The sequence below is a fragment of the Bacteroidota bacterium genome (assembly GCA_039111535.1).
Classification (GTDB): Bacteria; Bacteroidota; Rhodothermia; order Rhodothermales; family JAHQVL01; genus JBCCIM01.
Genome location: JBCCIM010000013.1, coordinates 54,943 through 61,917 on the forward strand (window position 1 = coordinate 54,943; position 6,975 = coordinate 61,917).

At 49.9% G+C, this 6,975-nt stretch carries 3 protein-coding genes; all 3 read right to left on the bottom strand.

Translation table 11 applies throughout. The features are described 5' to 3' along the window. Positions 1-194 precede the first annotated feature (194 nt). On the bottom strand, positions 195-1,247 hold the full coding sequence (locus AAF564_03915) for a PorV/PorQ family protein (protein ID MEM8484666.1): 1,053 nt from the start codon (positions 1,245-1,247) through the stop codon (positions 195-197). Between the two features lie 82 nt (positions 1,248-1,329). Continuing rightward, entirely contained in the window at positions 1,330-3,516 is a 2,187-nt protein-coding gene (locus AAF564_03920; GenBank protein MEM8484667.1) for a hypothetical protein, read from the bottom strand. 138 nt (positions 3,517-3,654) lie between these two features. Then, entirely contained in the window at positions 3,655-6,954 is a 3,300-nt protein-coding gene (locus AAF564_03925) for a TonB-dependent receptor (GenBank protein ID MEM8484668.1), read from the bottom strand. Between the last annotated feature and the right edge of the window lie 21 nt (positions 6,955-6,975).

Here is a 6,975-nt window from a genome sequence, read left to right on the forward strand (position 1 = left end):
GGGGCACACATGTCATCCTGGTGTGGTGGTTAGGAGATGACAACAGATATCCCAATAAAAGAGCAGAAAGCGCCGGGGTTCCATTATATAAGCAAACTGAAAAGCCGGCATAAACACAGATGCCATCCTTCTGGTGCCGAAGCACCTGAAGAATGGCATCCCTCAACGCAAGCGTTGATCAGTGTCTTTTCAACTTACAAGCCAAGTGCAAGAGAGAAGCGGTTTACGCCATCAAATACACCAAAGTCGGTGTAAGAGTAGTCGGCAGTAACGTTGATGTTGGAGAGATTAAAGTTCAGTCCAGCACCAAGGCTAAATCCGCGTTCCTGATCCTGTACAAATGCTTCAGCGATACCGGCACGGAGTGACAACAGATCCATGAAGGTATACTCAGCACCCGCTTTAACGTGCTCCTGGAAGTCACGCGGACGCTGTGCGTCTACGCTGAACTGGATGGAGTGAACGTTGGGATCCATGCTGGTAAAGTCGACGAGATCCATCGCCAAACCAATCTGGAACGTCAGCGGCAGCTCAAAGCTTTCTGTTACGTAGGTTACTTCTTGAGAGAAGTTGCGCGCGCTCATACCGATGGTAAGGCTACGGAATCCGGTGTTATAAAGTACACCGAAGTCAACGGCAACTGTGCTCTCTTTGAAGTCACGGTTTGTAGTTGCACCCGCGTCAGCAGATTCCGGCTGTGAGCCGAGATCCTGCGTAGCGATTTTGAAGTGTGCACCTACAGAGAACCGGTCAGTGAAAGAGCGGGCATAGCCAAGACCAATCGCCATAGCGGTTGGGCTGAATGTACCCAGTCTAACAAAACCAGCGTCCGTATCAGCGCGAATGGTCTGCTCAATTTCACCGTAGTCCAGTGACAAGATTGAGAGGCCAAACACACCGTAGTTTCCACCCTGAGGCTGGAAAGCTACGCTGAAAGCGTTGTAGTTGATGTCTTCAATAAATGCAGTGTTTGAAAAACCAACGTGAAATGTACCACTCATGCGAGCCATACCAGCTGGATTATAAAACAATGCTGTTGACGTGTTATAAGACTCGTCAGCGGTCACGGCGCCACCAAGTGCGGTAGCACGCGCGTCCAGAGAGGTCGTCAAGAACTTCATGCCTGTCTGGGCAATCTTTTCAGTGTCGACCTGGTCGAAATCTTCCTCTACCTGTGCAAAACTCGAAGGCACTAAAACCATCATGAGCGCAACAAGCAGCATCGAGGATTTTAAACTTCTATTCATAGCTTTTTTCCAAGATTTTGGTTGCTCTATTAGAGCATTGTTAGTCTAGGAGCGCACCGGAGTGCGCTCCTGGCGCTCAGATTTATTTAATGACAACCATTTTCTTCGTATCAACGGCACCCGTTGCAGTGTCTTCAACGCGAACGAGGTAGACACCACTTACGATCAACTGGCGGGCTTCAGTCAGGAGGTCCCATTGTTCGTCACCAGAACCGTCTGTATGCGACAGCTGCTGTACAAACTCACCAGTTTCAGTGTAGATCGTAATGTTACATTCGCCCGGGATATCCAGGAAAAGTACCTGCAGACGCGATGCGTCACCGTCTACGAAGAAACGTACAGACTCATCAGAACCAAGGTTCACAGGATTCGGAACGATAGCAAAGTCGTTAACCGTAGCACCAGGTGCACGCTTCAGCGTGGTTGGTGAATAAGTCTGTGTGTAGTAACGGCTACTCTTCAGTGGAACGCCACCTGGAGTACCTGTGATCGCATCCGGATCATTAGGCTGAGCAGGTCCTACAGCTGCAAGATAGTAGTAGTATTCTACACCACGAAGCAAACCATTGGAATCGTCAAAGCTACGTGCGCTACCTGGCAATGAAGCCACGCGCTCGTATCCTTCCATGTTGTCCACGAAGTCGCTTGTACGCCATACTTCCCATGCTTCAGGATCGCCAGCACCTGCGTGTGACTCCCATGCGAGGGCAATTACGTCAGGCAGACCCTGTACAGAGAATGTACGTGGCGGACGTGGTGGCTCAACGATTGGGTACGTCGTCATGTTGTTTGAAGCTTCAAACACACGGCGTGCCTGATACATCTTCTTGAACATAGAGTCACGTGCCGTCATGAACCACTGGTTTTTCGTCAGTGCTTCACCACCGGTGTTATACTGGGTGTAATCAAAAGGTGTTGTATCGATTACGCCGTCACCGTTTGCATCGTATTCAATGATGAGGTCATCATCAAAGCCACTGCGTTTGAAAGTCTCACCAACATGGAGCGCTGCATCGTAGCTCAAACCGTAAGCAACGAGGGCTTCCCACACGTTAATGGTTTCATCGAACTGCATGTCGTAAGGACCAAATGCAATTGTAGAAGCGTGACCACCCTGCTTACCGGTAGACGCATCAAACTGCGGCTCCCAGAATACACCACTAGGCTCAACGCGGTCTGCGTAGTGTGGGTACATACGTGGTGGACGACCAACTTCTGCGTCACGGGTAAGGATACCCAACTCGTAGTAGTCACGGATTGGCTGACCGTCAGCAGTAAGTGCTTCGTCAGAGTCCATGAAACCAAGCGTCAGTGGCTGGTTGTCAGGGTTGTAGCTACGATCTGTGGTAGATTCGTCAGCGTGCAACACCATGATACCAGACATAGACTGACCAGCCAGACGACCTGTTGTGTCACGTGCTGTGGTCCACTGGTTTGAGTTGATCATCGGGCTACCAAGGTGATCCCAGTTACCTGATGCGAAATCAGGGTCAAAACCAGCCCAGGTGTAGATAGCGGTGAAGTCTACTGGGTAGTCTTCGTTACCATCACCTACTACGTCAACCATGCTAAACTTGCCCCAAGCCTGTGCAGCAGAACCCGTCCAGGCTCCCTGATCACGACCTGTCTGACGCCATCCGTTAAAGAATGCGGTCTCGTTCAAAGTCTGGCCTTGAAGCTCGATTTCGTCGTCAGCATCCACGTTACCTGTGTTTTTGAATTCACGGTGGATGATATGGAACTGATCATTGTACTCGTTGCCATATGCATAAATATGGCGTACAACTTCAACCCCACTTGCATAACGTGCAACGTTACGAATAACACGGTCAGCAGGCAGCGAAGGATCAACTTCTTCGACTACTGCAACCTGGTCGAAGCTGGAAACTCCATCCACAAACACTTCTGTATCTTCCCATTTACTGATCAACGTATTTTCCATGGGAGTTACAAACTCGGCACCCGGTGTACGGGGCCCGAGGCGTGAGGAGAAGTCAGGGAAGCTCTGACCGTCTGGGCTGGTCCAGTCTTTGTGACCAATCCAGAAGTACTCTGCACGGGTATGTCCACTATTACGCTGGATCGCAGGCCAGGAGGCACCACGGTTATTCAGCGCCTGCTCATGGAGCGCACCCGACTCTACGTAAATATTTCGAAAGTTCCCGATATCCAGCCACACCGTGGTAAACTGGGCACGGGCGTCTTCAGCTGTCATGGCAAATACCATAACTAGCGTGAAGATCATTGTACCTATTTTTGACACTTTCATTATTGCCTCAATGATTGCCTATTAGACAATTAGTGTAATACTAAGGAAAACTGTGAGCAATGTGCTCAGGGGAAAATTGAATCGATCCAGTTAAGAGCAGGTGCGAACGAATCGCACCTGCTCCTGGATCAAGTTCATTTAGAAGCTCAGACGGAGGCCAAAGGATACTGCCCGTGGGTTCAAGAACGTATTGAACCGGAAGTTAGGCATATCGATGTAAGCTTTGTCGTCGAGTGCTTTCTGCAGTTCGCCATCAGGCACTGCTTCCCATGCTGAGCCATTCCAGCGGCTGTAATCGCCTGTATCTTCTGCCCAGTACCATGCGACAGAATTCGGGTCAGCTGCACTTGAAAGACTGGCAACTTCTTCGATTGGCTGGAACTCTACACTTGGATGACGGAAATCACCAGGCTGGTCATCTCCAGGAATCCAGATGTAAGGTTTCTGCTCTGGGTTGTTCAGGCCGTCATAGATGTCGCCTGGCAAGTGCAGGGACCACATGTACTGCTCGAAGTCGCGGTTGTCTGGTGAGAACGCCGCGAAGCGGTACAGGTGACGGAGGTTGAACACGTTAGCAACGTCGAGGAATACCTGTGCATTACCAAAGTTGGTGTTAATGTGCTTGGTAAAGCGCAGATCAAAGTTCCAGAAGTCTCTGTAGCGAACGTTTTCGTTCAGCTCAGGAGGCGTGGCGCCACCGCCACCCCAGATGAAGGACTGTCCTTTGCGCCATTCACCGAGGAGGTTGACACGCCAGTTACCCAGGATTCCTGAAGAAGAACCACCGAAGTCGGCAGGTGTCAGGAACTGCAGGTTCATGCGAGCGAAAGGCTCAGCAACTGGAGCGTTGATACGGAAGTCCGTAGATGTACGGAGGTAGTCACGCTGCTGTGACTGGTTTTCGTCAAACCGACCAAAGCCGAAGTTACCATCTTTTTTGGTCAGGAAGGTGTAGTTAACGAAACCACGCAGCCAGCGACCACGGTTCTTCGTAATCGTGAACTCAGCACCACGGATATCTTCGTAGTTCCAAGGCTGTGCAAGGTTGTACCCAACGATTTCGCGAAGATCTTCATAGAAGACTGCACGGGTCTGGTTGCGTACGTCGCGGTAGAAACCGCTTACACGGAAGAGGAACTGATCAAAGAAGTTTTGATCATAACCCAGCTCATAGGCCACTGTTTTTGGCAGTGGGTGATTTGGGTTACCAATGCGGTCAATACCGCCTGAGAGAGACTGTTCGATACCGAAGATGTCACGAGCCAGAAGCATCTGACGGAAGTGACCGTAGTTGAAGTAGAGCTTGCTATTGTCGGTAATCGGGAAGGAGATACCAACGCGTGGGCTTACTTCAAGCTGTGCGTCAACTGCTTCACGAGGAATTACTTCGTCAATAACTTCCACACGGCTTCTGAGGATTGGATCGAACGGATCGAAGTTCCACCATTCTGTGTTTGCATCGAAGTAGTCGAGGCGAACACCGAGGTTAGCAATCATACCACCAAATTCCAGTTTACCCTGTGCATAAGCTGCACCCTGGATTGGAGCTTCGTTGTATGGGAATGCTGACTCTGGCTCAGGACCAACGAGTTCGAGGTTAACGTGCGCAAAGCGCATATCGTAGTTACTTACGATTACTTCAGCACCAGTTTTGATCTGGAGGAAGCGGTTAACCTGGCTTGTGAGGTCAAAACGACCTGTGAATACGCTCACATCTGAGGTATCACGTGCCTTGTTCCAGTGACCACCTGTGGTTTCACCAAGTCCGAGAAGGTTACCACCGATACCGGAGTATCCAAATGGCTCTTCACCAACACAGTAAGAAAGCAGTTCGCCGTCACCGTTGGTGTCGGTTGTACCACCAAAACACTGCTGAACAAATTCCTGGTTAACAACACGACCGAAGTTATCCGTAGCAGTAACAGCAATCAGGTTGCCGTTTTCGTCGAGGAATGAACCATCGCGAAGGTTAGCAAATGGCGTACGGTACTTCGAGTTGATGTAGTTGGCCGTTACTTCGTAGAACGTGTTCTGGTTCAGCGTGTGAACAAACTCACCACCGAACATCGTGTGATCGATGTTGGCGCGGTTTACTTTAGCATCACTAAAGCTGATACCACGACGACCAAGACCACTCACGTACACAACGCCGATGTTATCCCAAGGATAAGATGGCAATGCACCACGGTAAGGATCAGCCTGTCCTTCAAAGAATCCACCACCACCGTCGTTTCTGTTCATGCCACGCTCTCTTGCGCTCATTGCGTTAAGCGTCAATTTCATGCCTGGAGCAATGTTTGACGTCAACTTGGCAGAGAAGGTCTCATCTTTGTATGCGTCACGCGTCTGCGGGTAGATGTAAGCAGTCTGCGTGTTACGATAAGATGCGAGGAAACGAAGGTCGCCCAGCTTGTCGCTGATAAATGGAATCGGACCACCAAACGTAAAGTCTGCTTCGTAGTCAGGAGAAGCAATCTCGTTGTCTTTACGGTGGGTAAAGTTGAAGTAATCAACCATATCCTGAACGTTAACATCAAAACCTTCTGTATTCAGACGGTCAACGATGTTGTTCCAGCCAGTAAAGTCATTGTACTGACGCTGGGTGTAGATATCCCAGCCGGCTGCGGTTCCATCAAGGTTTGTCTGCGGGTCAAGCGCAGGACGGATATAGTAGCTGTCGAAGTCTTCTGGAAGACCACCGCGGGCTTTCTCCTGTGCAGGACGAAAGCGGAAAAGACCATCAAACGTGTACTTGTCACGTGAAGGATCTTTTGTTGCGACGTTTACGATACCTGAACGTACGTTACCATACTCAGCGTTAAAACCACCTGTCTGTACCTGTACGGCTTCAACAGAGGTATAACTGATATTGGTAAATGGCTCGTTATTACGGCCAGTACGCAGGTTCATACCATCAACGATAAACGCGACCTCACCGAGGCCACCACCACGAATTTCAAGACCAGGCTCAACACCCGCTTGTAATTCAAGAACATCGTTGATGCTCGCAATTGGAAGGTCTTCGAAGTCCTCGCTTGAAAGGTTGGCAACGTTTGCAGAAACGTCCAACTCAACAATCGGTGCTTCGGCGGTCACAACAACTTCATCGAGACCAACCTCTTGTTCGCCAAGAGAAAAGTCTAAGCTTGATGTAAGTCCTGTGTTTACAGTAACGTTCTCAACAAGCTGAGACGTATAACCTACAAAAGAAGCACGTACACCGTACGTACCAGGTCTTACGTTCAAAATGTTGTAGAAACCATTAAGGTCCGTTACTGCACCCTGGGTTGTTCCGTCGATGACGACGTTCACGCCGGGAAGCGCTTCCCCAGTAGATGCATCACGCACGGTACCCGCTATCTTCCCCGATTGTGCCATTGCCCCCGTTACAGGGATAAGCAGGAGAAGAAGCGCGCCTAGTAGCTTCGTGATTCTCATAGTGTGAATCTCCATCTGGTA

What these genes read in the sequence shown, in the direction of transcription:
- AAF564_03925 (MEM8484668.1), bottom strand. Translation starts at nt 6,954, where the DNA reads ATGAGAATCACGAAGCTACTAGGCGCGCTTCTTCTCCTGCTTATCCCT.
- AAF564_03915 (MEM8484666.1), bottom strand. Translation starts at nt 1,247, where the DNA reads ATGAATAGAAGTTTAAAATCCTCGATGCTGCTTGTTGCGCTCATGATG.
- AAF564_03920 (MEM8484667.1), bottom strand. Translation starts at nt 3,516, where the DNA reads ATGAAAGTGTCAAAAATAGGTACAATGATCTTCACGCTAGTTATGGTA.